This window comes from Streptomyces sp. YJ-C3, assembly GCF_053891275.1.
The window spans coordinates 2,002,846-2,028,535 of the sequence record NZ_CM132685.1 but is presented as its reverse complement, the minus strand read 5'-3'; the positions used below and the strand labels follow the sequence as shown (position 1 = coordinate 2,028,535).

Below are 25,690 nucleotides of genomic sequence, written 5' to 3'. Positions count from 1 at the left end.
TAAAGATCCTGTGTACGTTGCGCTCTGCGGCCCGCGAGGCCGGTCACATACGCTGTCCCGCCAGGATTCCGGGAGAGGCGCACGTTCCGAACCGTGCGGATTGCCCGATTTTCCCGGGCGGATTCGCAACTGCTCACGCGTACCACCGGCACCCTACCGCCCGCTGTTGTCAGTGGTTGTCAGTAGGATCGCGAACCGCGATCGACGTCCGCCTGACACGGGGCGGCGGACGGAACAGCTCGGTCCGGCAAGGGAATTGGTGCAGAGTGAGCCACATCGTCGTCAAGCGCCCACCTCGGGCACTGCCGTCCGAGGTGCCCACGGAAGAGGTGGTGCTGCAGCCTCCGCCGGAGCTTCCGCGCGGGCAGCAAGAAGGCGCGCTGATGCAGATTCTGCCCATGCTCGGCATGGGCGGCTCGGTTGTGTTCTTCTTCAATCCGCAGGCCCAGCCCTTCATGAAGATCATGGGCATGGTGATGGTGGCGTCCACGATCGCGATGGGCATCGCGATGCTCGCCCGCTATCGCAAGGGCAACCAGGGGCAGATGGCGGACATGCGCCGCGACTACCTGCGCTATCTGTCACAGACGCGCAAGGACGCCCTGGGTACGGCACGCAAGCAGCGCGACGCGCAGTACTACCTGCACCCTTCGCCCGAGCAACTGTGGGCGCTGGTCGCCGAGGGCAGCCGCGTATGGGAGCGGCGCACCGGCGACGAGGACTTCGGGCAGGTACGGGTGGGCCTCGGCCCGCAAGGGCTGGCCACTCCCCTGGTGCCGCCGCAGACCGCCCCGGTCGACGAGCTGGAGCCGCTGACGGCGGGCGCGATGCAGCGCTTCCTCGCCACGCACAGCACGCTCGAGGACCTGCCGATGGCCGTGTCGCTGCGGGCCTTCTACCACGTGTCCGTGAGCGGTGAGCCGGCGACCGTGCGCGGCTCCGCCCGCGCCCTGGTGGCGTCCCTCGCCTCGATGCACTCCCCCGAGGACCTCGTCGTCGCCGTCGCCGCCGGACGCCAGACCGCCCCGGAGTGGGAGTGGGCGAAGTGGCTCCCGCACAACCAGGTGCCCGGGCTCACGGACGGCGCGGGCAGCCGTCGCCTGATCACCACCGACCCCGTCGAGCTGGAGGACCTGCTCGGCAGCCGCCTCGACGGCCGGCCGCGCTTCCACCCCGGCGGCGCCCCCGTGCCCGAGCAGCCGCATCTGGTGGTCGTCCTCGACGGTGTCTCCCTGCCTCCCACGTCGATCCTGGCGAGCCCCGAGGGTCTGCAGGGCGTGACGGTCCTGGAGGTCGTCCCCGGCGACCTCGCGGCCGGCCGCGGCGACCTCTCCGTCGTCGTTCACCCGAAGCTGCTGCGCCTCGAATCGGCGCACGGCATGGTCTACGAAGGCACCCCGGACGTGCTCTCGTACGCCGCCGCCGAGGCGCTCGCCCGGCAGCTCGCGCCGCTGCGCATGGCGTCGGGCGGCGACAGCGACGACGAGCCGCTGCTCGCCAACCTCGAGTTCACGGACCTGATGAACCTGGGCGACGCGGCGACCGTCGACACCAAGCGCACCTGGCGCCCGCGCTCGCAGGCCGAGCGGCTGCGGGTGCCCATCGGTGTCGGCGACGACGGCCGGCCCGTGATGCTCGACCTGAAGGAAGCCGCCCAGGAGGGCATGGGCCCGCACGGCCTGTGCGTCGGCGCCACCGGTTCCGGTAAGTCGGAGCTGCTGCGCACGCTGGTGCTCGGTCTCGCGGTGACGCACTCCTCCGAGACGCTGAACTTCGTACTCGCGGACTTCAAGGGTGGTGCCACGTTCGCCGGCATGGCCCAGATGCCGCACGTCGCGGCCGTGATCACCAACCTCGCGGACGACCTCACGCTCGTCGACCGCATGGGCGACTCGATCCGTGGTGAGCTCAACCGCCGCCAGGAGATGCTCCGCGACGCGGGCAACTACGCGAACATCCACGACTACGAGAAGGCACGCGCGGCCGGTGCGCCGCTGCAGCCGATCCCCTCACTCGTCCTGGTGATCGACGAGTTCAGTGAGCTGTTGACGGCGAAGCCGGACTTCATCGAGATGTTCGTGCAGATCGGCCGCATCGGCCGATCGCTGGGCGTGCACCTGCTGCTCGCCTCGCAGCGCCTGGAAGAGGGCCGCCTGCGCGGCCTGGAGACCTACCTGTCGTACCGCATCGGTCTGCGGACCTTCTCGGCCGCCGAGTCGCGTGCCGCGCTGGGTGTCCCGGACGCGTACGAGCTGCCGAACGTGCCGGGTTCCGGCTTCCTGAAGTTCGGCACCGACGAAATGGTGCGCTTCAAGGCGGCGTACGTGTCCGGGGTGTACCGCACCGGTTCGGCGCAGGTCGCGACGCCCGGTGGGCCGCTTCCGGTGGACCGGCGGCCGGCGCTGTTCACGGCGGCCGAGGTCCCCGTGCAGTACGTGCCCGTGCCGCAGCAGCGCGAGGAGGAGGCGCCGCGCGACGAGAAGGACGACGCGCTCGCCGACACCGTCCTCGACGTGATCGTGCGGCGTCTGGAGGCGCAGGGGCCCGCGGCGCACCAGGTGTGGCTGCCGCCGCTGGACAGCCCGCCGTCGCTCGACTCGCTGCTGCCGGGGCTCACTCCCGTACAGGGCCGTGGTCTCACACAGCCCGGTTACGAGGGCGCCGGACGCCTGGTCGTGCCGGTCGGTCTCGTCGACAAGCCGTACGAGCAGCGGCGTGACCCGCTGTGGATCGACTTCGGCGGCGCGGCGGGCCATATGCAGATCCTGGGTGGTCCGCAGTCCGGCAAGTCGACGCTGCTGCGCTCGCTCATCGCCTCGTTCGCGCTGACGCACACGCCGCAGGAAGTGCAGTTCTACGGCCTCGACTTCGGTGGTGGCGGTATGGCCGCCGTCCAGACCCTGCCGCATGTGGGTGGCGTGGCCTCGCGTCTCGACCCCGAGAAGGTGCGCCGTACGACGGCCGAGGTCTACGGCGTGCTGACGCGTCGCGAGGAGTACTTCCGTACGGCGGGCATCGCCTCGATCGCCGACTTCCGCGCGCGTCGCGCGCGGGGCGACATCTCGATGACCGACCAGCCGTGGGGCGACGTGTTCCTGGTCATCGACGGCTGGGGCAACTTCCGCAGCGACTATGAGGCGTTGGAGCCGCTCGTCCTGGACATGGCGGCGCGCGGTCTCGGTTACGGCATCCACGTGATCCTGACGGCGTCGCGGTCCATGGAGGTCCGGGCGAACATGAAGGACCACCTCATGAACCGCCTGGAGCTGCGGCTCGGCGACACGATGGACTCCGAGTTCGACCGCAAGGTCGCGGCCAATGTGCCGACGGGTGTGCCCGGTCGTGGCCAGACCCCGCAGAAGCAGCACTTCATGGCGGCGGTCCCGCGGATCGACGGTCTGTCGTCGGACACCGACCTGGCCGAGGCCACGTCGGCGCTCGCCACCGAGGTGACTCGGCACTGGACGCAGCCCGGCGCCCCCGAAGTCCGGCTCCTGCCGCGGGAGTTCTCCGCGCGCCAGCTGCCGCCGGGCGACCGGTTCCCGGAGCGCGGCATCTCCTTCGCGCTCGACGAGGACAACCTCGAGCCGCTGTTCGTGGACTTCGACCAGGACCCGTTCTTCCTGATCTTCGGCGAGAGCGAGTCCGGCAAGTCGAACCTGCTGAGGCTGCTCATCCGGCAGCTCACGCAGCGCTACAGCGGCGACACCTGCAAGCTGTTCGTGGTCGACAACCGTCGCTCCCTGCTCGATGTCACCCCGGCCTCGCACCTGGCCGAGTACATCCCGATGTCGAACCAGATGGCGCACCACATGGACGCGCTGGCCGACCTGATGCAGCGCCGTACGCCGACCGCGGACGTGACGGCTCAGCAGCTGCGCGACCGCAGTTGGTGGCGCGGCCCGACGGTCTACGTGGTCATCGACGACTACGACCTGGTGTCGACGTCGAGCGGTAACCCGCTGTCGGGCCTGACCGAGCTGCTGCCGTTCGCGCGGGACGTCGGCGTGCGCTTCATCATCGCCCGCTCCACAGCCGGTTCGGGCCGCGCCGGGTACGAGGGCTTCATGCAGCGCATCAAGGAGCTCGGCGCGCAGGGCGTGGTGCTGGCCGGTGACCCGGCCGAGGGCGATCTGCTGGGCGGGGTCCGGCCGCGGCCGATGCCGCCGGGGCGTGGCGTGTTCGTGTCGCGCAAGCGGGGCAAGCCGTTGGTCCAGATCGGTCTGGAGGACCAGGGCTGACACCGGGCTCGCCCGGGGAGGCGGGAAGCATGCGAAAGGGGCCGGGGTGGCTTGTGACCACCCCGGCCCCTTTCGCGTAGCGACGAGCCGACCGTGCCGACGATGCCTCACGTGCCGACCGTGCCGGGCATCCCAACCGTGCCGGTCGTGCCGGTCGTGCCGGTCACGTCCGGCCTCGCCTGGTGTCAGCCGCGGCTCTGCCGCCGGCGGTCCCACACGACGAGCCAGATGACGAGAACGACCAGCGCGATCATGAGCGGCCAGAACCACCACGGATCGGAGCCACCGCCCCCGCCGCTGTGGCCCGAGCTGTAGTGGTGGTGGTAGCCGCGTCCGGCGACGACCCGCGCGTGCACGTCGTGGAGAGCCTGGAAAGTCATGACCACGACAGTAATGACGGGGGTGCGGAGGCGGCACCCGCGGCGCATGATCGTCGATGTGCCGTGACACTTCCGGGGGAGTTGCGTCGCTCCCGCCGGTCATCGGCCGTATTCCGACCCGCCCGTCGCGGTCGGCCAAGTAGGCTGACCGCACAGTTCGTTGGCACATCGGGAAGGGGCCGCCCAGCATGGCCGAACCTCAGAAGCAGCACACCGGGGAGCCGGCGACCGAGACGCCGGAGGAGATCAAGGCCCGCAAGGAGCGCGAGAAGAACGAGCTGTACGCGCTGGACATCTCGGACGTCGAGTGGGTCAGCGCGCCCGGCACTGAGCAGCACGAGGAGCGGGTCGAGATCGCGTATCTGCCGGCCGGCGCGGTGGCGATGCGGTCGTCGCTGGAGCCGGAGACGGTGCTGCGGTACACCGAGGCGGAGTGGACGGCGTTCGTACTGGGCGCGCGGGACGGGGAGTTCGATCTGGAGCCGGCGCCGCACAACGGAGGAGTTGCGGCCGAGCAGTAGCGTCCCCGCACCCGTCAGTTGATCGCCACGTAGTGACGCGTAGTGGCACTCAGCGCCATGTAGCGCCGTGTACCGATGACTTGAACGGGCGCGGCAGCACCGAGCGGCATCGCCTCAGAACGCTCCCAACACCGTCGGCGTGCTACCGCTCATGACGAAGACGCGGTTTCCGTCCGCAGCTAGCTATCTCCTGGTAGTCGGACGGCGTCAGGTCGTACCTCCAGGTGCGCTCACCGTTGCGGGTGTCGAGCACGAGCACTCTGCCGTCGGTCGTCGGCGTGAGCAGTCGCACCCGGCCGCGGTCGCGGTCTTCATCACCTTCTGCCCCCGGAACTCAGCCGGTGCCCTGACGGTCCAGCGCACCTTCCCGTCGGAGCGCCCGACGCTGCGCAGTCTGCTGCTCTCGGCCAGGAGGTAGACGGCCTCCTCGTCGGCCGCCGGCAGCGCCGCGGCCGCGGCTTCCTGTCACGTCCACTTGGCGACGCCGGCCGAGGCCACGTACGTACGCAAGGTCCCCTTCTCGTCGATCGCGGCCACCAGCCGGTCGGGCAGCGGCAGATAGCCGACTGTGGGCCGGATCCCGGGCGCGCGCCAGCGCTCCTTGCCGTCCTTGACGCCGTACGCGACGATGCCGCCGCCCGCCGAGCCGGAGAGGATCACGTCACGCACAAGAAGCAGCTGTGGCGAGCAGACGTCCACCGCGGCGTCGAGGGACCAGAGAGCGGATGGGGTGCCGTCACCGGGGAGGATCGACGGCCCTTCGACGGTCTTGTCGAGCAGCTGCTGGGGTGTGCGCACTGCCGGGGCAATGAGGGGTCGGCATGAGGGGGTCGCGTCCGTCGGGTCCGTCGGTTCAGGGGGCGTAGGGATGGGAGTGGGCCGCGTACGCCGCACCGGGCGGGTGCGGCGTCGGCTCCGGTTCCGGCTCGACGGCCGTCTCCGCCGCGAGGACGGTGGCGGCCTGGTGCGCGAGCGCGGCGACGACACGGGCGGGCAGCCAGCCGGGGCCGAGGAGGGCGGAGGCCCGGTCCGGGGCGCCGAAGCCCTGGGGCTGCGCGTCCAGATCGCCGGCTGACGCCAACTCGCGGACCACGTCGGCCAGTTGCGGCCGGTGGGCGGGATCGCGCGACAGGCACCGGCCGACGACGGACCGCAGCCAGGGCGGCAACTCGTCCCGCTCGGGCGCCGTGCTGCCGGTGGCGGCGTACGCGAGGGTCGCGCCCAGCGCGTACACGTCCCCGAGCGGCCGGGGCATCCCACCGGCGGCCTGCTCCGGCGCGAGCACGCTCGCGTCGATCCCGGGCAGACCGCGCCGTACGACACCCTCGGGAGCGGCGGCGCGTACGGCACCGAAGCCGCTGAGCCGCGGCCCGTCATGGGCGATGAGCACGGCGGCCGGCGAGACCCCGGCGTGGGTGAGGTTCTGCCCATGGATCACGGCCAGCGTCTCGGCGAGGGCGACCCCGAGCGCCCGCACGGTCCGCTCCGGCAAGGGGCCGGCGTGCCATGCCCCTTGCCCCGGCCCGGCGAGCTCGGTGGCGGCCAGTACCCGGTTTCCCACCAGGTACCGGGAGGCGTCGGCCTCGGCCATGAAGCGGGTGGGGTCGGTGCTGGGGTGGGGGGTGGTGAGGAGGACGGTGCGGTTGCCGTCGGGGGTTCGGGCGATGTGGCGGATGGTCGGGGTCGGAGGACCGGTGGGCCCGTCGAGGCGTGTGAGGGCTGTGTACGGCCCGAAGCGTGGGGTGCGTTTCCTACCACCCATTCGCGCGTACGCCTCCGCTCCCGTTCCAGCGGCATTCTCCACGTGCGACAACTCCCCCATTCACAACGCAGCGCGGAGATCCTACAAGGAGGGCCGTCGGGGGCCTACTTCGGGCTGGATCTTCCATCTTCTCGCATCAGCTTCACGTACCCGCTCCACAACACCGACGTTCGAGGAACTAGGGGTTCCCTACGCTTTCAAAGTCGTACCGATACACGAGCTACTTCGCCCTGCCGACGCCAAAAGCACGCCAAATATAGGCGGGCTTGCCTTTGGTTCCTCCGCCTTGCACTGCCCGACTCCCGAAGAAAATTCTCCCGTGCTCGACGACAACATCGCTCTCGGACGCGGTGACCAACGCACGGACTTCCCGGAACGCCTCGAAGGAGAAGTATGCGGCCTCTTTACCCGTCGCCGGATCGAGGCTGACCAGTTGAGTCGGGGCGACATTGTCGGTCCCCACCTTGAGGGCCAGAAGCCGATCTCCGCTCATCCGCAAAGGGAAGATTTCCTGATCCTGGCCTGCGTCGAACTTGATACCGGTGTTCCCGGTCTTCAGATCGAAGGCCACGATCGAGTTGGTCTCGTGTGAGACACCCTCGATTACTTCACCCGTGGTCAAGAAGGCCTTACCGTCGGAGACCACGATCTGCGTGCATTGATCCACAGCCGAGAACATGAGGGCGTCTTCCGAACTCCCCTCGAGGCCATCTGCGCACTTGACTTGATAGTGATCGCCAGAGAACCGAATAGTGGTTTGATATTTCCCCTGGCCATCAAGGGAGATCAGGTCCGACAGCCCTGCTTCTCCCGCCGACACAGCAAGGACCACCGGATCCGAAGAGACGAGATAGACAAAGTTCAGATGCCGATTCGCCTCGTAAGTCCACTCAGCCTTTCCCGACCGAGGGTCAATTTTCTGAACCTCATAGTAGGACTTCCAGTCCTTGGTATGGCAGTCCTTCCTCAACAGCAAGGCGCGCCCACCGGTGAACCCGCCCTCACGACATGTCGTCGTCCCCTGCCGGGTCCACAGCTTCTTCCCCGTATCCCCGTCGTAACCGGCAGACCCGGTCCCGTACGCAACAGCCACGACTCCCTTGGTGAGACTCACATTCGGGTAGCGGTCGTCGGCAGCGAGCTTCCAGGGAATTGTGGCTTCCCAAACTTTCGCGCCCGTGTCCACCTGGAAGAACATCAGCTTGGTGCATGATCCGCCGTGCTTGTCCTTGAACAAGACGCCCGTACTTCCGCCGACTGTTACGTCTTGAGTCCATCCGCAGATTTCGCCGGACAGTTGGCGGTTCCATACGACTTCGTCGTCGGCGTCAATCTTGATGCCTTGGAGAACGCCCCCTTCCCCCTTGGCCAATACCTTGTCCGTCGCCCAAGTCCCGGGGGTGACCTGAGATTGTACTGGCTTCAATTTGCTGTCCCCGATTGCAGCGACAAGGCGTCCGGCGCCTCCCGAAGGAGGGTCTTCGACCGTCTCTCGCACCTCATCGGCAGCGGGCTGATGGGCAGCCTTCGCGTCCAGGGAATCGTTGCCGCCGCTTCCTCCATGCCCTAGGTACCAGCCGACTCCACAGGCAATGGCCACCAGCACCAACGCGACAGCACCCCACACCTTGGTGCGCCGTCGCTTGGCACGTTCGTCCGCTGCACGCAATGACTGCGTGAACGGGGAAGGCGGCGGGCCGAAACTCATGACGGGGCCAACCCTTCGAAGTGCTGACGTCAGAAAAAGAGCGGGGCTATTGGACAACAAGAAGGGTGGGCACCTCCCGCGCGTGCCCACCCTGAGACAGAAAGCTCTTCCGTTTACTGGAAGTAGCTGGATGCCTTCTTGTCGCCGTCCATGTACGTTCCACCGGACTGGCCCACGACATGCCCGATGCCGGTCAGCGCCGTGTGGATGTCAGCGGCTTCCTTGTCCCACTTCTGCAGCTTCTCGCCGAAGGTGCCCTGAGCCTCACCGGCCCAGTACTCCTGGCTCTTCACGACCATCTGCCGAAGCTCCTGCAGATCCTGCTCGAGAGCCTTGGCCTCGTTACCGATCTGGGTCGCCGCCTGGTCGAGGCCGTCATAAGTTACGAGCAGCCCGTCACCGTTACTGACCATTTCTGTCTACCTCGTCTCGCTCGTCTGTATCCGTGATGTCGTTGGTGATGCGACTGCTCTAGTACGAGCTCAGCGAGGAAGAGGGCACCGAAGAGGCACCGTCCCTCACGTCAATCTTGTCCACCGACGCACGCACGTCGTCTTCCGAGCTGTCCTTGATGTTGCGCGTCTTGTTCATCGCGTCGATGACGTCCGCGAGAATCTTGCCGATGTTCTGCAGAGACTCATTGATCTCGAGCTGCTTCTTGTCGAAGGCGCTCTTACCGATACCCGCCCACTGGCCCTCGAGGCCGTCGATGACGCCCTGCAGGTTGTGGACGCGCTTGCGGATGCCGTCGTACTTCTCCGACATCTGCTTCTCGAGCTGGATTACTTGCTGGTCTTCGAGCTTCTGCCGTCCGCCGGCCATGGCGCTCCTGCCTTTCCTTGGTCTGCCTCTAGTTCCAACTGCTCTGGTCCATGCCCCGCTTGAGGCCGAACCGCTCCCCCGTGGCCCGCCCAAGAAGCGCAGGAAATCCCACGGTTGAAAGTCTCACTGGCTGCGCCGCGCCCTCATCACAGCGAATCCCCCGCCCCCGATGACGATCACCGCGGCAACAGCACCGAGCACAATCCACAACGTGTTGCTGTCACTTGAGGACTTCGCTTCCGATCCTGCCGCTTCGGCCGGGACTTCTGAAGCCTTCTGCGAGGGCTGTGACGAGGCTGATGCAGAGGCGGAGGGCTTGGTGACGGTTCCGTTCTCGGTCTTCGCCGGGCCGCCGTTCTCCTCGGCGAGCGGGTCCGACTGCGCCGGTCCGGCGTCGTAGTTGGGGTCCTCAAGTACCTTGCGGGGACGGACGGTTCCGTAGCCGAGGTACTTGCTGGGGTCGTCCTTCTTCCAGGTGCGGCTGGCCGTGTCGATCAGCGAACGCAGGACCTGGTTCGCCGTCCAGTCGGGGTGGGCGGACCAAATGAGGGCGGCGGCTCCGGAGGCGATGGCGGTTGCCTGGCTGGTGCCTTGCCCCCCGTCGCAGTACGACCGGAAACTCGCGTCACACCACCTGGGAATGTTCTGTCCAGGGGCTGCCAGGTCCACATAGTTGCCGTTCGAGGAGAACTTCGCCACCGTGCCCGTGGCGTCGACTGCGGTCACACCAACCGCGTAGGGATACTGCGCCGGGTAGCCGATGTGCCCGGAGGACCTACCTTCGTTACCCACACCCACCATCAACAGCTTGCCCTTGGACGCCGCGTACTTGAGTGCGACCTCCAGGTCAGGATTGATCGTGTCCGAGCTGAACGACATGTTAATGATCTTGGCGTCCGAGTCGGCAGCTGCCTTGATCGCCTCCGCGGGCTCCGGCGTTTTCGCCAGCTCCGCCTTGCTCTTGAGGTCTTCCATCTGAACTCGGTAGGGGACGATCTTCGCGCCGGGCGCGAGCCCCTTGAGTCCGCCGCCAGCACCTGTGCCCGCGATCAATTCCGAAATCGTCGTGCCGTGGCCGCTGAAGTCCTGCGTCGCGTGGTAAGAGAGCGACTTGGGCACATCGCCCGTCAGAACCTGCCCCTTCAATGACGAAGTGCTCGCGTTCACGCCCGAGTCGATCACAGCGACCTTGACGCCCTTGCCCGTGCTGACCTTCCACATCTGCTCAGTCTGCATCGGCCCCAAGTACCACTGCTGGGACTGGGCGTCATACGCGGCGGCGCTCGGTGCGAACCCGACACTCCCTACGACCAGGGCACCGACGGCCGCGCCGACCGCGCGCAGGCGCCTACTACCGCACAACTTGAGCAGTGTGGAGTGATCAGAGCGTCGGCTGGTCCCTGGCTTCATGGTGCTTTCTGTCCTCGTTCGGGTTCAGTTGACGACCGGCGGCACATCGCGCCGGTTTGCGGGCAGGTGCGTGTTGACGTCTTCGACCACATAGTCGGGCCGCTCCGACGTTTCGGTCTCTTCCTCGCGAGACTCGCCTTTTCGACCGGGTCCTCGGACAAGGCCCGCGCCCCCACGCGTCATCCCGTTTCGCTCGGCACGCATTTCGGAGTTCCGCCCGGTCGGCCTACCAGTGACTGCCTCACGGGCACCGGCACCGCTCCTGGATGTGCCCGCATTCGCGTCCGCCTGCTTGCCGGCCGCGCCCTGCGCTCCGAAGACCCCGCGCTGCCCCACGCGCCCCGTTCCCGAGCGGGAGTTCCCCGCCGCACCTTCGGCGCCGATGACAGAGCCACGGGGCATACGCGATCCGCTCTGCCCAGCAGCGCCCGTACGTGATGCGCTGGGCCGACCACCCGTCACGCCATTGGACCGGCCTGCACCGGTCGTCGGGCCCCCCGCCTGACGCGAGGCGGGGCTGCCGGCAGCTCGCGGAGTACCCCCCGTGATACCGCGGCCTGCCACCTGTGAGGTGTTCCCGCCGCCCATACCGCCACGGGCGGTCGACGTTGCCCGGCCCATCTCACCGGCGCCTCCGCGCCCCATGGAACGTGGCGCGTTCGAACCGGTCGGCTTGGATGTGTCCGCCCCTCGACTCTGCGCCGAGAACGGAGCGCGTGACCCCGTCGGGCCGGGGCCTCGAGTATTGGTTCCCAAGGTCGGGGGTGCCACATAGCCGTTGCTGAACCCGCCGGAAGAAGGGCCGGTCGGGTTCGGCCCGCCCGACACGGGGCCAGGACCGGTCGTCGGTGACGTCGCAGTCGGAGACGGCATGGTGTCGACGCTGTTGATCTCCGTGCCCACCGGACGATCCGGGGTGGTGATGCTCCCCACCACGTGGTCCGCCGGCGGCGTGTTCGCGCTGATGCCGTCGACGCGCGGCGAGGGCGCGATCGCTCCGTTCGAAGCATGCGGCGCCCCTGTGGCTCCGCCCGAGGTGCCCCCATCGGTTCCGCCGGAGTCGTTGATACGGCTGACCTTGGGCCTGGGCACCCCCACATCCGGCATGGACCGAAGCTTCGGCGGCTCGCTGTTCAGAGCGTTCAACTGCTCTGTGGACACGGCGTAGTAGGACGACAGGCGGTTCATCTGGTTGATCGCCTCTTGGCGGTTCTTCTCAACCTTCACCGCAGCCGCGTATTCGGCGTTGCTGTCCATCTGCTTGTGGGCCGGGTAGTCCTTGGGCTGCATCTTGCGCTGGTCCGCCGGGCGGGTGTCACGCTCCGGCATCGCGCCCCGCACGGAAGCCAGCCCCATGGAGGCCGCGGACAGCTGGTCACCGGCGCTGCCGGCGAACGTGCTGAGCTGCTCTCCGTAAGTGACCAGGTCCTTGCCGAAGTCACGGAAGCTGTCACCGGACTCGCCGACCCAGTGGACTCTCGTGATGTGCCCGTCGAGTTCGGAGGCGGCCTTCTTGATCGCGTCGCGCGCGTTCCACAGGGCCGTGCCGGAGGACTCGAGGTCGGCCGGGTTGGTCTGCGCGACCATGTCGAGCATCGTGTTGAGATCGAGGCTCGGATCCTCGAAATGGGACTCGCGGGTACCGAGCGCCTGGCCCGTCGGAGTGACTCCGACGACGGCACGCAGCATGCCATTGATCCAGCCGCCGCCCGTGTTGTTGTCCTCGACACCGTGGGCGAAGTCCGTGAACTGGTTCTGCTGTGAGACGCGATCCCGGTCCGCGTCGTGATTGTGTCCAGTCATGGTCAGAGCCCCGCGTCCTTCGTCGCCTCGTTGGTGTGCTTCTTCCCGGTGCCCTTGTCCTGGAGCTCGGTGATCTCGGTCTGGATCGCCCAGAACCGCTGCCGTTGATCCTCTTCGAGGTTGCCGAAGCCCCGGTGGGCACCCTGCACGGCGATGCTGATCGCCTCGATCTGCAGACTCAGCGTCTTGGAGAGCGTGACAAGGTTCGTGTGCACCGCGTTGTACGCCGTGAACAGGTCGTCGGCCTCAGGGAATGCGCGTACTCCCGCATTGTGCAGGGACGACTTGCTGATGCTCTGGGCACTGACCTTCGTGGGACTTCCCGCCGAGGCGTCCAGGTCCTTGAGTACCGCGTCGACCCGCTTCTGGAACGTGGTCAGCGCCTCGTTGGTGACCTCCAGGTTCGCGGCCCTGGCCTTCGACGGCCCGCCCACCATGTCTGCTGGAAGCACGACGCCTTCCTCCCCGTTTCCCCGTGGTCCAACCCGGTCGCCGCAGCCTGTCTGGCTGGCGGGCGACCGCAAAGTCAGTCGCGTCTTACAACGCGTTTACCACTGTAGTCACCCTGTACATCTACTCCAACCGCGCTGTGTGTTAACTCAGTTACGAGACTGCATCTGCAGCGCCGTTTCGCCGGAGTTGTCCCTGCTGGCGAATCACCGTCACGCGATCGCGAGCCCGACCACGAGGCGGCCACCCGCGATCTCCATCAAACCTCCACACGACAGGAGTGACAGAGCGCACCGGCCGGAGATCCGAGGCATCAGCGGAGGCCGTCATTCCGGACCGAGTTCACGCTGTAGCGATGGGCCCCATAGTCTGGTGGCATGAATCAACTGGTTGAGATCCTGGTGAATGTGCTGATCTTCGCCTTCATCGCGGGGATCTTCGTCCTGGTCTTCATGCTGTCCAGGCACGGACGCAAGAAGAACAAACAGATCAACGAGGGATACTCGCGACTGGCCAGGATCGCCCCGGAAAACGGGTGGTCGTACACACCGCATGTATACGGGCGAATCGACCAGTACTGCGGCTCCAGGCCGATGCCTGGGTCCGGGTCGAATCTGGGCGCCTTTCACTACACAAACGGTGAGTTTCGAGGGCGTTCCTTCGTATTCTTCGAACACCGTCAAGTCGACGGTTCCGCGACGAGTCAACCCGGAGACGCAAAGTCACTCATCGTCGACTCGGTCTTCGTCGTCACCACGCCCGGAATCGCGCCGACCGTGGACATTCTCCTGCCGAGCAAGCTCGACGTCGTACTCGACCGGCGGGCCAGGACGGAACTCGGCGTACCGGAATTCGACGAGAAGTTCCGGGTCGTCACCGACGACGAAGAGTTCGTACGGAACGTCCTCGGCGACACCATCGTGCCCCTCCTGCTGACGGACTCGCGAGCCTCGTCGTCGCCGCTCCAGTTCCGCAAGAACGAGCTGTGCACGTGGTATCGGGGCACCCTGTCTCCGGAAGTCGCCGACGAGAAGCTGAACTTTCTGTGCGATGCACTGGACCAGGTTCCGGCACAGGCGTGGAGCGCTGCCTGAGCGGACCGCAGCGAAGTGCCCCCTGCCGGCAATGACGGCAGGGGGCACTTCTCATACCTCAGTCCGACGTCTCCTCGGCCGGGCGCACGGTCCGCAGGAACACCTTGAAGTCCTCGATCACCTCATCGAGCTGCTCCTTCTTCGCGGTCAGGACGAGTTCGATGAGGGCGCGCTTCGCAGGGTTCTTCACGTCCTCCATACCGAGGTACACCTGGCTCTGGCACAGTTCCACCGGCTCGCCTCGCAGCGTCGTGGAGAGAATCAAGTTTTGGACAATTCCGGGCGAATCGGTCAGCCCGGGGATGTCGGGCGTACCGACTTCGGTCTTCTTCAGGACCCGCACGGTCCCGGCCTGCGACAGCCGGGGTACTGATTCGTCGGCGATCTGCGACAGGCTGGCGCCGTCGTTGCGCATCTCGCCGGCGATGGTGATGTTCGCCGTGAAGCCGCCGTCCACGGAAGCGGGGTGGAGCGCGACGAACGCGACGCCCGGCGCGCCCACCTCGTCCGGCGGTGCCGCCTGCCACCCGTCGGGCAGCGAAAAGGAAATCTTGATCGGCAACGTGGTCGCCATGGTGGATCCCATCCTTCGATGAACGTCGACTCAGGCTAGAACCAGCTGCCGACCGTGCTGTCCCAGGCATCGCCCACGGCGTCGGCCGCGTCTTCGGCCGTGTCGACCACCTTGCCGGGATCGACAGTGATGTCGACCGAGACCTTGCCGCCGACACCGAGGCCGACGCCGAGCTCGCCGCCGATGGTGAACTTGCCGTCCTTCATGCCGAGGTCGGCGCTGGCGGACGCACCCACGCCCGCCCATGCCTCGCCGGTGGCACCGGCGCCGACACCACCGACGTCGGCGGAGACCGACCCGGTGGCCTTGGCCCCTGCGAACGCCTCCGCTCCGGCGTGCAGTCCGTCCTTGCCGACTCCGAGGTTCGCCGAGGCGTCAGCGCCCACGAAGGCCTTGCCCTCGGCCTGGCCGGCGGCGACGCCCCACTCCGCACTGCCGGTGGCGGAGGCCTGCGCCAGATACGCGCTGCCCGAGGCGTTGGCCTGGAGTTGCCCATCGACGAAACCCGCGCCGGCGCCCGCGCTCACTCCGAGCGTGGAGATACCCGCGTTGCCCTTGAGGTCGAAGACGCCGACCTTGCCGTCGCCAGAAGTTCCCACCGACCAGACGTCGGCGCCGCCCTGCCATTCGGCGAGCTTGACGTTCACGCCCGGCTTGTTGGCCTGCTGCGGGGCATTCGGGTCCACGGTCTGGTCCTTGATGAACCAGTTGCCGTTCTCGTCCTTACCCCAGACCTTTCGCGTGTTCTGCTCCGTGCCGTCTGCCCTGGTCCGCCAGTTCTCGCTCGCCCAGGTCCACCGAGTCTGCGAAGTCTTGAGCGCCCCATGCTCAGCAGCCCATTGCCTCGCGTCGACGTAATCCTTGGCCTCCGCAAGCCACTTGGGGCTGTCCTTCGCGTCCCCCGCCAGATTGCCGAGCTTCTTGGTCAGCGTCTCGGCCGCGGTCTTGAGCTGCTTCTTCGCGGCTTCCAGAACCTCTTCCGCTCCGTCGTGATCCCCCGCGTCCCACTTGTGGATCGCCGTCTGCGCCTGCTGCTGGGCCCAGCTCAGCGTGGAGGAGTACGAGGTGATGGCCTTCGCGGCGCCCGACATCGCGTCCGCGGCGAGGTACCAGTTCTTCTTCTCCTTGGCCATCGTGGGCCAGAAGGACTCGCTGGCCTGCCCGGTCCACCCCGGGATCTTCAGGTCGCGCAGGTCGTCCCCGACCCTCTCGAACTTGGTCGACCAGCCGTTGAAGGTGGTGACGATCCCGCCCAGCTTGCCGGCGTCACCCGGGACGAGGTCCTTGGGGTCGTCCGTCCACCCCAGCCTGTTTCCGCCCATGGATCCGTGTTCCTCGCCTCTAACCCAGGTCCGTCTTCACCGAATCGACCGCGTCACGGATCGCCTGGTCCGTCGCGTCGAGATCCTTGTTGGCGGAGTTCAGCCCCTCGGCCAGCGTCGCCGCGCAGTCGTTCAGGAATCCGGCGCCCATCTCCCACGTCGCGCAGAACACGGTGAGCGCCTTGGCCGCATCGTCGTCGCCGAGGTCGTCCCCCGCCTTGGACGAATCCTCCAGGTCCACTTTCTTGACCGGCGTGAGGATCTCGAGAATGTCCCCCGCGCCTTTCTTCAGCGTCCCCGGCCCTACTCCAAGGTCGGTTGCCACAGCCCCTCTTTCTTTCTGTTCTCCCGGTCGCAGACCGTCAGTTGCTCGGCGCCGGCGAAGGCGTGTCGTCCGCCTTGATGTCGAAGTTGACGTTCTTGCCGTCGACCTTGGAGACCGTGACCGTCACGCCGAGGGTGCTGCCGTCGCTCGCCGTGAGCGTGCAGCGCGTCGCGTTGCCGACCTTGCCCACGAGGTCCTTGGGGCAGGTGACGTCCGGCTTCGGCTGCCCTGTCGTCTTGGCGAGCTGCTCCGCGACCATGTCGGACAGCTTGCCCTTGGACACCTTGGGGTCGGTGCTGCCGACGCTGACCGAGCCCGAGCAGCCGACGAGCAGGGCGCCCGCGGCCACGGCCGAGAGGGCCAAAGTTGCGGCGGCCAAGCGGGACTTGATCATGGTGTTCCGTTCCAGGCGGTCAGGGCAGACGGAGATGACGAGGCGCGCAGGCTCGCATCGCGGCCTTCGGCGCGCTCAGCATAGGGCGCATACCGGGCTCGCACTTGGGGCATTTAGTTGCTTAGCCGACAACTCCCCGAGCTCCATGGAGTCTTCGCCGCAACGACAAACGATCTTCACCGTCACCGCCCCGAGCCGGCCTCGATTCACAGGAGCACACAGCGTCCGCGACAATCCGGGCCGTAGAGTCACTGCCGAACCTGACCGCACCGGCACGCCGTCGCCGCAGTCCCTCGAAGAGCGGCTGAACTACCTGTGCTACGTGCTCGACCGGATTCCCGCTCAGGTCTGGACGGGTCAGGACGGCAGCCTGAGAATGACGGGTCTGGACGGCAGCCTGAGAATGACGGGTCTGGACGGCAGCCTGAGAATGACGGGTCTGGACGGCAGCCTGAGAATACGGAGTGCCCGTTGCGCCGGGCGAAGATGAGCGGCGGGTAAGGGGCTCCGGCGACATGTCTCCGGCGGCGCTGTCACACCCCGCGCTCCACGCGCCCCTTCCTGCGCCGCGCATCCCGCACCGCCACCGCCGCTCCACCCAGCCCTGCCACCGCGACCAGACCGCCGATCAGTACATACGTGCCCAGGCGCGCGTTGCGCTCTTCCGCCGTCTCGCCGAAGTGGACCGGGGCGACCTCGGGCGGCTCGGCGTGTACACCGGCCTCTTCCGGCTTCGGGGTCTGGATGGGGTTCTTCGGGTCGCTGATCTCGGTGACGGCTCGCACCGGGTCGACCACGCCCCAGCCGACGAGGCGGTCCCGGCCGGTGATGGAGCGTTCCGCGGTCTGCTCGATCTGGGCCACGACCTCCTGGGCCGTCCAGTCCTTGTGGTGCTCCTTGAGCAGGGCGGCCACCGCCGCCACGTAGGGGGCCGAGAAGCTCGTTCCGTTGTCGGAGCAGTGGCCGCCCTTGGGGACCGTGGAGATCATGTCGACGCCGGGGGCGGCCACGCCGACGGAGTCGTTGGACTGCGAGAACGCGGCGCGTTCGTTGTTGCGGTCGGAGGCCGCGACGGCGAGGACGCCCTTGTACGAGGCGGGGTAGGTGTCCTTGACGTTGCCGCCGAGGCCGTCGTTGCCGGCGGAGGCCACGACCACGATGTCGTGCGCCAGCGCGTTGTTGACCGCGTTCTCCAGCCTGGAGCCGGGGGCCAGGGCCTTCTCCGTGTCCTGGGAGATGTTGATGACGTCGGCCTTCTCGGTGACCGCGTGGTTGATCGCCAGCGCCAGGTCGTTGGAGTCGCCGTGGCCCTCGGCGTCGTTCTGCTTGATCGGGATGATCGTGGCGTCGGGGGCCAGGCCCACGAACCCGGTGCCGCTCGCCTTGCGGGCCGCGATGATGCCGGCCACGCGCGTGCCGTGGCCGACGGTGTCCGTCGTGCCGTGCGCGTTGCCGCGGTCCGGGATCGCCTCGCCCTTGTCGTCCTTTTTGGGAAGGAAGTTGGCGCCCGCTCCCACGTCCACGGCCTTCGTCAGCTGCGGGTTCTTGACGTCCACGCCCGTGTCGATGACCGCGACCCGCACCCCCTTGCCCGTCGCGCTCCCCCACAGCTCGTCGAGGTTGACGCGCTGCAGGGCCCAGGGGCGGCCCGCGTACTTCTTGCCGCCGAACGTGCACTGGCCGCTGTCCGCCGCCGCCGGAGCGGCCGGCAGGGCCAGTACCGCCGCGGACGCGGTGAGCGCCGTGGCCGCGGACACGGCGGCCAGTCGCCGGGCGCCGGGCGCGAAGTTGCTGGTGATCGCCATGAGTTGGCCCCTTCCCCTCGTGCTCTTGTCCCGCCGGTCCGCTACGAGCCCTGCGGCTGACGTGCGGCCGCCTGGGAGAGTCGCGGGCCGGTGGGCAGGAAGGTCGACCAGGTGATCGGGATCGGCGACGGGTTCGTCTTGTCGTAGCCGAGGAGCTTCTGCGCGATCTGTGCCTCGGCCTGCTCCGCCTTGCGCTCCTTGGCGGTCGTGCCGATGCCCTGGTCGTCGGTGGCGCTGTCGGCGTTGGACTGCAGGGCGTAGCGCAGACCGGTGTCGGTGACCAGGAAGATCCCGCCCGCCTTGGTCTCCGTGCCCTGGATCTGCCGGAAGATCTGGCCCGAGCCCGGGGTGACGTACGCGCTGGACGAACCGGTGGGCAGGTCGGCGGGGAAGTCCGTGCCGGCCCAGGTCGACAGGGTGGTGCCGCTGCTCTTGACCGAGTGCAGGGTGTTGCAGACGGTGTTGCGGCCGCTGGTCGCGCTGGCGCCGTTGTTGACGGTCTTCGCGCCCTGGGTGGGCCAGTTGGCGCCCTCGCCCTCGAACGGCTCGTTCTCGGCGACGGCGGCCGGGTTCACCTGTACCGCCGCACCCGTCGAGTTGACGTTCACCAACTGCTTGCTGTGGAGCAGGAGTTTGGAGGTGAACTCGGAGATGCGGGCCACCTTGCCGGGCAGCACCACGTAGTACTGCATGCGGGTGCCGTCGATGGACTTGAGGACCGTGCCGACCTTGTCGTACTCGGCGTTACCGGTGCCCGCGACCGCGTTCGCGGTCTCGCCGGCGTTGCCGGGGACCTGCGGGATGGAGACCGGGGTGCCGGGGTGCAGCGTGCGCAGCCAGTCGGAGGAGACGCGCTGCGGGGTGCGCCCCTGCGTGTCGAGCGCGCTGAGCACGCCTTCCTGGGCCGGGTCGGTGATCTCGTAGGAGGTACCGCGCGCATCGACGACGTACTGCTTCTTGGTGGCCGAGTCGGCCACGTACATCAGCTCGCCGCCGGAGAGCTTGTTGCGCCCCTCCGACTTCTTCCACTCCTTCTTGGCGAGGACGAACGCGGCCTTCTGGATGGCGCGCCCGCCGTCGCTGGGGCGCTCGCACACCATCCAGCGCTTCGCCTCCTCGGCCTGCGAGCTGGAGGGGAGGCGGTCGGGGGCGTACGGGATGCCGAGGGTGGCGCCGTGCGGGGGCTCGCCGCTGTCGAGGACGTTCTCGTCGACGGTGACGACCTTGTCGGTGTAGTCCTTGAGCAGCAGCTTGGCCGATGCCGTGTTCAGGACCGGGTGCAGCTGCTTCTGCCCGTCGGTCTTCAGGACCACGTAGCGCGTCGTCGAGTCGCTCGCCACGATGACGTTCGCCTGGGTCGTGTCCCAGCCCTTCGGCGCCGTGGGCTTGAACATCCCGATCGCGCCGAAGACCGCAAGGACCACCACACCCACGATCGTGCCGGGCACCACCGCGCGCAGCGGCTTGGGGGCGCCCTCCTCCGAGCCCGACGGTGAGGGCTGCAGGAAGGACGCCAAGGTGCGGCGCTTCGCGAAGGTATAGGCGTTGAGTTCGTCCCGCCGTGATGCCATCTGTGTCCGCTCTCTCCCCGTGCGGAGCCGTGGGGGCGCGTCCCCCCGTCCTCGGTCGACCGGTGTCGACGTACGTGCCTCGGTCCACCGGGCGGCTCTCGTGCGACCGCCGTGGCTGTCAGACCAGGCCCCTACTATGCCTGTTGCGACGTTGTGCGTGTGGCACGGGTAGGGTGCTGAGGCCTTCCAAAGGGCCTGTGGGGCCCTTTCAAGGAGCCTTTGCGCATGGGATTTCGGGAGAGTTCGGGGGGTTTTGAGTGATGGCTTCCGCAACGCGGGCTCGATCGCGGTCGCAATCGAGGTCACGATCGGGTGACCGTTCGGGGCCGGGATCCCCTTCTCCTTCACAAATGACACACACGCCTGCACAGAATTCGCGTGATTCCGGTACGGGCCCGCATTCCGCGGCGCCTTATCGCGGAGCCGTGACGCCGCATTTGAAATCGCGTTCCGGCCGGGGCGGTTCGTTCCGCGCGCAGCGGCTCGTGATGATCGAGCTGGCCGCCGCCCTCGTGGTGTGCGGCTGGGTGGCCGGCATGGTCGCGTTGATCGCGACGGGCGCCGTCGCCGCCGTCCTGCTGCTGCTCGCTCTCGTACGCCGCCGGGGGCGCTCCCTGCCGGAGTGGCTGGGCACGGTGCTCGCGATGCGGGCCCGTCGGCGCAGCGCGGCGGGCTCGCCGGTGCCGCCGGGCACCGAGCCGGGGCTCGCGCCCGCCGTCGAGTGCGACCCGAGCCTGCGGACGTACAGCCACAACCGCGGCGACGACCGGGACCAGCGCCCGGTGGGCATGGTCGGGGACGGCGGGTTCCTGACCGCCGTGCTCCAGGTCGAGTCCGACGCCACCGCGCTGCGGGCCGAGCGCAGCCGCCGCCCGCTGCCGGTGGCTCTGGTGCGGGACGCCCTGGAGGTGGACGGGATCCGCCTGGAGTCGGCGCAGATCGTGCTGCACACGCAGCCCGCCCCCGCGCTGCACCTGCCGCAGCAGTCCGTGGCCGTGAGCAATTACGCGCCGCTGCAGGCGCAGACCGGATCGCCCGCGGTGCGCATCACGTGGATCGCGCTGAAGCTCGACCCCGAGCTGTGCCCGGAGGCCGTGTCCGCCCGTGGCGGTGGCGTGGTCGGCGCGCAGAAGTGCCTCGCGCGGGTCGCCGAGCATCTGTCGAGCCGGCTGAGCGGCGCCGGGTTCCGGGCGAGCGTGCTCACCGAGGAGGAGCTGATCTCCGCGGTCGCCACGTCCGCCTGCGCCAACCCGATGGTGACCGCCCAGGCCGGCCGCAGCGAGGCGCCGCAGCGGCGCACCGAGGAGTCCGGGCGCAGCTGGCGCTGCGACAACCGCCGGCACACCACGTACTGGGTGCGGCGCTGGCCCCAACTGGGCAGCGGCGGCGCCACCCTGCCGCAGCTCGTCGCCCAGCTGACGACGGTGCCCGCGCTCGCGACGACGTTCAGTCTGACGCTGGCCAAGGGCGACCAGCAGGACGTCACGCTGACCGGGCACATGCGGATCACCGGCCGCAGCGACAGCGAGCTGACCACCGCCCGGCGTGATCTGGAGCGGGCCGCGCGCCAGGTGCGCACCGGGCTCGTCCGGCTCGACCGTGAGCAACTGCCCGGCGTTCTCGCCACCTTGCCGCTCGGAGGAGCCCGCTGATGGCCATGACCAGCCAGATCCCTGACCTCGGCGAGCGGCTGCGGACCGGCTTCGGGCTGCTCGGGCCGCGCCACCAGCGGCACTCCCTGTCCCCCGAGCAGCTCGACTCGCTGTCGCTGCCCATCGGGGACGACGGCGTGGTCGTCGGCGTCGACGCCGAGGGACAGCCCGCCGTGATGGGCATCAACCGCCCGACGCCGTACGACATCGTGCTCATCGGCGGTCTGTGGACGGCGCAGGTGCTCGCGTTGCGGGCGGCCGCGACCGGTGCGCGGGTGGCCGTGGAGACGGGCCGTGCGCAGCAGTGGGCGCAGCTCGTGCAGGCCGTCGGCGGCGGACAGTCCGGGATGACCGTGCACGACGTGGGGCGCGTGCCGCCGCAGGGTGCGTCGGCCGGCGGGCCCGTGCTCGTGATCCGTGACTGCGGCATGCGGCCGCCGCGCGGACGCGTGGCCTCGGCGCCCTGGCAGTCGGTCCTCACTCTGCTCCCCTATCTGAGCCCGGTCGCGCCGCGCCTGATGCGGCAGGCCCGGCTCGTGGGTGTGCAGCGGGTGTCCCCGGACGAGGCGGCCGAGATCGGGCGGGTGATAGGGCTGCCGCGCGGCGAGTTCGAGTCGCTGCCGACGCTCGCCGACGGCGTGACCCTGTGGTGCACCGACCGCGACCGGCAGTACGTGATGACGCAGGCGACGGACGCCGAGACCGGATTGTTGGGAACCGCACGCCGGATGGACTGAGTCGGGGCGCGCGTCATCGGTCCCCCTGCGACGCGGCCATCTCACCGGTGAACTCCAGCCGTTTTACGCATGATTCGGACATTTTTCAGCCCTGTGCGGCGCTTGTTCGTCACGTTTTGGTGTACGTCTGCCGTGGACCCGGCCGCTCTCGGGCCCTACGTGACGCAGCGGACATCCGCGACGGGGTGGACGGGCCTGCCGTGCACGTGGTTTTCGTGATTAGGCTGGGGCAGGACGTGTTGTGCGTACCCGTGTGCGGGTGCCGCGGGCGTCAGGGGGCCAGGGGGTCAGCCCGGCGGATCGACAGAAGCGGTCGCCCCCAGCACGGCACGAGGGTGCTCGACCACACCAGGAGGCATTGTGAACAGCGATCGGGACGGTATCCGCGGGGGCTGGGATTCACCCGTCGATGATCAGTCCGACGCGGAGTCCAGTGTCGAGATGACGGGCGAGTTCACCATCGACTACGCCCCTCCGGCCTGGTACACGCAGAACGCGGCGGCGTCCGGCGCCGCGCCCGAGCCGCCCGCGCCCCCGGCCCCGCCGGCTCCCGTGCCCGCCCCCGCTCCGGCGGCTCCCGCTCCGACTCCGGCCGCCGCCGCGCCCGCCGAGCCGGAGTCCGGTTCCGGGAACGGGGACCTGGAGAGCGGCGCGACCATGAAGTTCTCCGCGTCCGCGCTGAAGCGGGAGTTCGCGGAGCTGGCCGCCCTCGGCGACCGCCCGGACACCCCCGCCGCCCCCGACGCCCCCGACGCGCAGACCCCGGACGCCACGGACCCGGCCGGCGACGACACCGAGTCGCCGCGTGCCTGGGTGAGCGCCCACGACAACCCCGATGCCACCGCCGAGCCCTCGGCCGACACCGCCGCCGAGCCCGCCGAGGCTCCGGCCGACCCGGGCTTCGCGCTCGCCCCCGCCGACACCGCCGCGGGTGAGGACGCCGAGAAGGAGACGCCCGGGGACGCCCCGGAAGCCGCCACCGCCGAGGACACGGACACCGGCACCGGCACGGACGGCGCTGCCGAGCCCGCCGCCGCGGCGCCCGAAGCGGTCCCGGCGCCTGCCGCTGACGTGCCGAACGCTCCGGCCGAGGCCTGGACTCCGCCGCCCGCGCCGGAAGGCGGGGTGCCGCCGCTGCCGCCGGCCTTCCAGCCGGCCGCGCCGCCCGCCGCGCCCCAGTGGACCGGGCCCGACCCGGCGCAGCAGCCGCCCGTCGCGCCGCCCGGCTGGCCCGCGCAGCCCGCTGCCGCGGCGCCCCAGCAGCCCGCGCCACCGGCCGCGCCCGTGCCCCAGCAGGCCCCGCCGGAGAGCGGCTACGGCTTCCCCCAGCCTCAGGCGCAGCCCCAGCCACAGGCCCAACCCGGGAACGGCTACGGCTTCCCGCAGCCCCAGGCCCAGCCGCAGCCCCCCGCCGCGGGTCAGGCCGCGCCGATGCCCGCGCCCAACGCCCCTGCCCCGCAGCCCGGTTACGGCTTCCCCCAGCCTCAGCCCCAGCCGCCGGTGCAGCAGCCGCCGCAGGGGCACCCGCAGCAGCCGGCTCAGCCGCAGCCTCCGCAGCAGCCGGGCACCGGTTACGGCTTCCCGCCGCAGCAGCCCCACCCGGGAGCGCAGCCACCGGCGCCGCAGCCCCAGCACGCCGCTCCGCAGCCGCCCGCCCCGGCGGACCCGCGCACCGGTGCCGCCTGGCCGCAGCCCGTGCAGCACGACCAGCGCCAGCCCACGAACGTCGGCGGCGCCCCGCTCGGTTACACGGCGGCCGTGGAGCTGTCGGCCGACCGGCTGCTCAACAACAAGCGGCAGAAGGCGAAGAGCACCCGCCCCGGCGGCGGCAACGCGCGCTTCAAGCTCGGCGGCAAGAAGGAGGAGGCCGAGCGGCAGCGGAAGCTGGAGCTGATCCGCACCCCGGTGCTCTCCTGCTACCGGATCGCCGTGATCAGCCTCAAGGGCGGCGTCGGCAAGACGACGACCACCACCGCGCTGGGCTCGACGCTCGCCACCGAGCGGCAGGACAAGATCCTCGCGATCGACGCCAACCCGGACGCGGGCACGCTCGGCCGCCGCGTGCGCCGCGAGACCGGCGCGACCATCCGTGACCTGGTGCAGTCGATCCCGCACCTGCACTCGTACATGGACATCCGGCGGTTCACCTCGCAGGCGCCGTCCGGTCTGGAGATCATCGCGAACGACGTGGACCCCGCGGTCTCGACGACGTTCAACGACGAGGACTACCGCAGCGCGATCGACGTGCTCGGCAAGCAGTACCCGATCATCCTGACCGACTCCGGTACGGGTCTGCTGTACTCCGCGATGCGCGGAGTACTGGACCTCGCCGACCAGTTGATCATCATCTCGACCCCGTCCGTCGACGGCGCCTCCAGCGCGAGCACCACGCTCGACTGGCTGTCCGCGCACGGGTACGCGGACCTCGTCTCACGCTCGATCACGGTCATCTCGGGGGTCCGCGAGACCGGCAAGATGATCAAGGTGGAGGACATCGTCAGCCACTTCGAGACGCGCTGCCGCGGCGTCGTCGTGGTCCCGTTCGACGAGCACCTGGCGGCCGGCGCCGAGGTCGACCTCGACATGATGCGGCCGAAGGTCCGGGAGGCGTACTTCAACCTCTCCGCGATGGTCGCCGAGGACTTCGTGCGTGCCCAGCAGCAGCAGGGCCTGTGGACCCAGGCGGACGGCCAGCAGCCGCCCACCATGGCCCCGCCGATGCCCGGCCAGCAGCAGCCGTACCCGGGGCAGCAGCCCTACCCCGGTCAGCAGCCGTACCCGGGTCAGCAGCCGCCCGCCCCGTATCCGCCGCAGCAGGGCATGCCGCCCCAGGGGCCGCCACCGCAGGGCATGCCGCCGCAGGGGCCGCCCCCGCAGCAGCCCGGTCAGGCGCAGCAGCCGGGGCCGCAGCCCGGCTGGCAGGTCCCGCCGCCTCCGCCGCAGCAGGCCCAGGGCCAGCAGCCCGCCCCGCAGCAGCAGCCGCAGGCCGGTCCGCCCCCGGGGTGGCAGCAGCCGCAGCCGCCTCAGCAGTAGCAACTCCCCGAAAGGCCCGCACCGTTGGACGGTGCGGGCCTTTCGCGTGTACCGCGCATATCGTCGCGTTGCGGGCGCCACGCCCT

The 25,690-nt window shown here is 69.1% G+C and carries 22 protein-coding genes; 7 read left to right on the top strand and 15 right to left on the bottom strand.

Features of this window, described 5'->3' with window-relative positions; all coding sequences use genetic code 11:
- The first annotated feature begins 266 nt into the window (after nt 1-266).
- Nucleotides 267-4,241, top strand: coding sequence for a type VII secretion protein EccCa (gene eccCa, locus ACVHNB_RS09035; protein WP_428951917.1), 3,975 nt, complete (start codon nt 267-269; stop codon nt 4,239-4,241).
- A 185-nt stretch (nt 4,242-4,426) separates the two neighbouring features.
- On the opposite strand, the gene ACVHNB_RS09030 is transcribed toward eccCa, so the two are convergent.
- On the bottom strand, nt 4,427-4,621 hold the full coding sequence (locus tag ACVHNB_RS09030; protein WP_428951918.1) for a hypothetical protein: 195 nt from the start codon (nt 4,619-4,621) through the stop codon (nt 4,427-4,429).
- Nucleotides 4,622-4,809: 188 nt separating this feature from the next.
- Here ACVHNB_RS09030 and ACVHNB_RS09025 point away from each other — a divergent pair, with 188 nt between their 5' ends.
- Complete coding sequence (locus ACVHNB_RS09025; RefSeq protein ID WP_428951919.1) at nt 4,810-5,142, top strand: DUF397 domain-containing protein; 333 nt, start codon at nt 4,810-4,812, stop codon at nt 5,140-5,142.
- Nucleotides 5,143-5,607: 465 nt separating this feature from the next.
- Here ACVHNB_RS09025 and ACVHNB_RS09020 read toward each other — a convergent pair whose 3' ends face one another.
- The 8 genes from ACVHNB_RS09020 to ACVHNB_RS08985 all read right to left on the bottom strand — a co-directional run bounded on the left by ACVHNB_RS09020 (nt 5,608) and on the right by ACVHNB_RS08985 (nt 13,099).
- A complete protein-coding gene (locus ACVHNB_RS09020; RefSeq protein ID WP_456227778.1) occupies nt 5,608-5,940 on the bottom strand; it encodes a hypothetical protein in 333 nt (110 codons plus the stop codon).
- 55 nt (nt 5,941-5,995) lie between these two features.
- A complete protein-coding gene (locus ACVHNB_RS09015) occupies nt 5,996-6,904 on the bottom strand; it encodes a serine/threonine protein kinase (RefSeq protein ID WP_456227777.1) in 909 nt (302 codons plus the stop codon).
- A 220-nt stretch (nt 6,905-7,124) separates the two neighbouring features.
- On the bottom strand, nt 7,125-8,612 hold the full coding sequence (locus tag ACVHNB_RS09010; RefSeq protein WP_456227776.1) for an outer membrane protein assembly factor BamB family protein: 1,488 nt from the start codon (nt 8,610-8,612) through the stop codon (nt 7,125-7,127).
- 113 nt (nt 8,613-8,725) lie between these two features.
- Nucleotides 8,726-9,025: a WXG100 family type VII secretion target gene (locus tag ACVHNB_RS09005; RefSeq protein ID WP_456227775.1), complete on the bottom strand. Its 300-nt coding sequence runs from the start codon at nt 9,023-9,025 to the stop codon at nt 8,726-8,728.
- Nucleotides 9,026-9,083: 58 nt separating this feature from the next.
- Complete coding sequence (locus ACVHNB_RS09000; protein ID WP_456227774.1) at nt 9,084-9,434, bottom strand: WXG100 family type VII secretion target; 351 nt, start codon at nt 9,432-9,434, stop codon at nt 9,084-9,086.
- Nucleotides 9,435-9,557: 123 nt separating this feature from the next.
- A complete protein-coding gene (locus ACVHNB_RS08995; protein ID WP_456228858.1) occupies nt 9,558-10,778 on the bottom strand; it encodes a S8 family serine peptidase in 1,221 nt (406 codons plus the stop codon).
- A 90-nt stretch (nt 10,779-10,868) separates the two neighbouring features.
- Nucleotides 10,869-12,647 (bottom strand): hypothetical protein, encoded by a 1,779-nt coding sequence (locus tag ACVHNB_RS08990; RefSeq protein ID WP_456227773.1) that lies wholly within the window; start codon nt 12,645-12,647, stop codon nt 10,869-10,871.
- Nucleotides 12,648-12,649: 2 nt separating this feature from the next.
- Complete coding sequence (locus ACVHNB_RS08985; RefSeq protein WP_456227772.1) at nt 12,650-13,099, bottom strand: hypothetical protein; 450 nt, start codon at nt 13,097-13,099, stop codon at nt 12,650-12,652.
- A gap of 375 nt (nt 13,100-13,474) precedes the next feature.
- On the opposite strand from ACVHNB_RS08985, the gene ACVHNB_RS08980 reads away from it, so the two are divergent.
- Entirely contained in the window at nt 13,475-14,191 is a 717-nt protein-coding gene (locus ACVHNB_RS08980) for a hypothetical protein (RefSeq protein ID WP_456227771.1), read from the top strand.
- A gap of 58 nt (nt 14,192-14,249) precedes the next feature.
- Here ACVHNB_RS08980 and ACVHNB_RS08975 read toward each other — a convergent pair whose 3' ends face one another.
- Genes ACVHNB_RS08975 through ACVHNB_RS08960 form a run of 4 tightly spaced genes read right to left on the bottom strand, consistent with a single transcriptional unit; the run spans nt 14,250 to nt 16,806 of the window.
- Nucleotides 14,250-14,765: a hypothetical protein gene (locus ACVHNB_RS08975; RefSeq protein ID WP_456227770.1), complete on the bottom strand. Its 516-nt coding sequence runs from the start codon at nt 14,763-14,765 to the stop codon at nt 14,250-14,252.
- Nucleotides 14,766-14,800: 35 nt separating this feature from the next.
- Nucleotides 14,801-16,087: a putative T7SS-secreted protein gene (locus ACVHNB_RS08970; RefSeq protein WP_456227769.1), complete on the bottom strand. Its 1,287-nt coding sequence runs from the start codon at nt 16,085-16,087 to the stop codon at nt 14,801-14,803.
- 19 nt (nt 16,088-16,106) lie between these two features.
- Nucleotides 16,107-16,412 carry a hypothetical protein gene (locus tag ACVHNB_RS08965; RefSeq protein ID WP_428951929.1) on the bottom strand — a complete coding sequence of 102 codons (306 nt, stop codon included), beginning with the start codon at nt 16,410-16,412 and terminating at the stop codon, nt 16,107-16,109.
- A 37-nt stretch (nt 16,413-16,449) separates the two neighbouring features.
- Complete coding sequence (locus ACVHNB_RS08960; RefSeq protein WP_456227768.1) at nt 16,450-16,806, bottom strand: DUF4333 domain-containing protein; 357 nt, start codon at nt 16,804-16,806, stop codon at nt 16,450-16,452.
- A 145-nt stretch (nt 16,807-16,951) separates the two neighbouring features.
- On the opposite strand from ACVHNB_RS08960, the gene ACVHNB_RS08955 reads away from it, so the two are divergent.
- On the top strand, nt 16,952-17,296 hold the full coding sequence (locus ACVHNB_RS08955) for a hypothetical protein (protein WP_456227767.1): 345 nt from the start codon (nt 16,952-16,954) through the stop codon (nt 17,294-17,296).
- A gap of 43 nt (nt 17,297-17,339) precedes the next feature.
- Here the strand turns inward: ACVHNB_RS08955 and mycP are convergent, their stop codons facing one another.
- A complete protein-coding gene (gene mycP / locus ACVHNB_RS08950; RefSeq protein WP_456227766.1) occupies nt 17,340-18,611 on the bottom strand; it encodes a type VII secretion-associated serine protease mycosin in 1,272 nt (423 codons plus the stop codon).
- A 41-nt stretch (nt 18,612-18,652) separates the two neighbouring features.
- The gene (gene eccB, locus ACVHNB_RS08945; protein ID WP_456227765.1) at nt 18,653-20,182 is read right to left on the bottom strand and encodes a type VII secretion protein EccB; all 1,530 of its coding nucleotides are present in this window, start codon (nt 20,180-20,182) and stop codon (nt 18,653-18,655) included.
- Nucleotides 20,183-20,442: 260 nt separating this feature from the next.
- Here eccB and eccE point away from each other — a divergent pair, with 260 nt between their 5' ends.
- From eccE to ACVHNB_RS08930, 3 genes are all read left to right on the top strand, one after another.
- Nucleotides 20,443-21,834 (top strand): type VII secretion protein EccE, encoded by a 1,392-nt coding sequence (eccE, locus tag ACVHNB_RS08940; protein ID WP_456227764.1) that lies wholly within the window; start codon nt 20,443-20,445, stop codon nt 21,832-21,834.
- Nucleotides 21,834-22,571, top strand: a complete 738-nt coding sequence (locus ACVHNB_RS08935) for a hypothetical protein (RefSeq protein WP_428951934.1) — start codon at nt 21,834-21,836, stop codon at nt 22,569-22,571. The genes eccE and ACVHNB_RS08935 overlap by 1 nt, the downstream gene beginning before the upstream one ends.
- 360 nt (nt 22,572-22,931) lie before the next feature.
- Nucleotides 22,932-25,604 carry an SCO5717 family growth-regulating ATPase gene (locus ACVHNB_RS08930; protein ID WP_456227763.1) on the top strand — a complete coding sequence of 891 codons (2,673 nt, stop codon included), beginning with the start codon at nt 22,932-22,934 and terminating at the stop codon, nt 25,602-25,604.
- Nucleotides 25,605-25,690: the final 86 nt, after the last annotated feature.

What these genes read in the sequence shown, in the direction of transcription:
- ACVHNB_RS09030 (WP_428951918.1), bottom strand. Translation starts at nt 4,621, where the DNA reads ATGACTTTCCAGGCTCTCCACGACGTGCACGCGCGGGTCGTCGCCGGA.
- ACVHNB_RS09025 (WP_428951919.1), top strand. Translation starts at nt 4,810, where the DNA reads ATGGCCGAACCTCAGAAGCAGCACACCGGGGAGCCGGCGACCGAGACG.
- ACVHNB_RS09015 (WP_456227777.1), bottom strand. Translation starts at nt 6,904, where the DNA reads ATGGGTGGTAGGAAACGCACCCCACGCTTCGGGCCGTACACAGCCCTC.
- ACVHNB_RS09010 (WP_456227776.1), bottom strand. Translation starts at nt 8,612, where the DNA reads ATGAGTTTCGGCCCGCCGCCTTCCCCGTTCACGCAGTCATTGCGTGCA.
- ACVHNB_RS09005 (WP_456227775.1), bottom strand. Translation starts at nt 9,025, where the DNA reads ATGGTCAGTAACGGTGACGGGCTGCTCGTAACTTATGACGGCCTCGAC.
- ACVHNB_RS09000 (WP_456227774.1), bottom strand. Translation starts at nt 9,434, where the DNA reads ATGGCCGGCGGACGGCAGAAGCTCGAAGACCAGCAAGTAATCCAGCTC.
- ACVHNB_RS08990 (WP_456227773.1), bottom strand. Translation starts at nt 12,647, where the DNA reads ATGACTGGACACAATCACGACGCGGACCGGGATCGCGTCTCACAGCAG.
- ACVHNB_RS08980 (WP_456227771.1), top strand. Translation starts at nt 13,475, where the DNA reads ATGAATCAACTGGTTGAGATCCTGGTGAATGTGCTGATCTTCGCCTTC.
- ACVHNB_RS08975 (WP_456227770.1), bottom strand. Translation starts at nt 14,765, where the DNA reads ATGGCGACCACGTTGCCGATCAAGATTTCCTTTTCGCTGCCCGACGGG.
- ACVHNB_RS08970 (WP_456227769.1), bottom strand. Translation starts at nt 16,087, where the DNA reads ATGGGCGGAAACAGGCTGGGGTGGACGGACGACCCCAAGGACCTCGTC.
- ACVHNB_RS08960 (WP_456227768.1), bottom strand. Translation starts at nt 16,806, where the DNA reads ATGATCAAGTCCCGCTTGGCCGCCGCAACTTTGGCCCTCTCGGCCGTG.
- ACVHNB_RS08955 (WP_456227767.1), top strand. Translation starts at nt 16,952, where the DNA reads ATGGAGTCTTCGCCGCAACGACAAACGATCTTCACCGTCACCGCCCCG.
- mycP (WP_456227766.1), bottom strand. Translation starts at nt 18,611, where the DNA reads ATGGCGATCACCAGCAACTTCGCGCCCGGCGCCCGGCGACTGGCCGCC.
- eccB (WP_456227765.1), bottom strand. Translation starts at nt 20,182, where the DNA reads ATGGCATCACGGCGGGACGAACTCAACGCCTATACCTTCGCGAAGCGC.
- eccE (WP_456227764.1), top strand. Translation starts at nt 20,443, where the DNA reads ATGGCTTCCGCAACGCGGGCTCGATCGCGGTCGCAATCGAGGTCACGA.
- ACVHNB_RS08935 (WP_428951934.1), top strand. Translation starts at nt 21,834, where the DNA reads ATGGCCATGACCAGCCAGATCCCTGACCTCGGCGAGCGGCTGCGGACC.